General features: G+C 30.5%; 1 protein-coding gene. It reads left to right on the top strand.

Features of this window, described 5'->3' with window-relative positions; all coding sequences use genetic code 11:
- The first annotated feature begins 40 nt into the window (after window positions 1-40).
- The gene (locus tag Q0876_RS15635; protein WP_299229818.1) at window positions 41-511 is read left to right on the top strand and encodes a hypothetical protein; all 471 of its coding nucleotides are present in this window, start codon (window positions 41-43) and stop codon (window positions 509-511) included.
- The last annotated feature ends 10 nt before the right edge of the window (window positions 512-521 follow it).

Raw genomic sequence — 521 nt, 5'->3', positions numbered from 1 at the left:
ACGTTGTGCATAATGTAACCCAACCGCAAAACTTACCGAATTGAATAAAATACCAAAGAATTTAAAATATCTGATATTTGGAATTAGTCTACTATTTTTTATTGGACTTTATTCTGGTTTCGGAACCAGACTTATGGTTGGAATTACAAATAAATTACTGCCAATTACAAATTATTTTTTTGCATTCTCAAGCACCCGTTTTGACTATCTGATTTTGTCAGCGATTCCCATATTCGGAATGCTGTACAACTCAACAAGAACTGATTTTAAATTCATCGAGCTAATTATGGATATTGCAACAATTTTATTTTCTGCAATTATAATGTTTGGAATCGGACTCTTTATTTTAACATTCATCGGAAAACCCGAAAATCCTTTAATGCCACAATATATAGTAACTGAACCCTTTGAATTATACACAACAATATGTATTGGATTTGGGATTGGATTTCCGTTTCTGATTATAAAACTGATTAAAAATAAAAAACACTATGCACAACAACGTGTATAACTAATTGCTT

Origin of the sequence: uncultured Psychroserpens sp., assembly GCF_947503375.1 — a bacterium.
GTDB lineage: Bacteria > Bacteroidota > Bacteroidia > Flavobacteriales > Flavobacteriaceae > Psychroserpens.
Note: the sequence above shows the minus strand (reverse complement) of the source record. Positions and strands in the feature narration are given on the sequence as shown.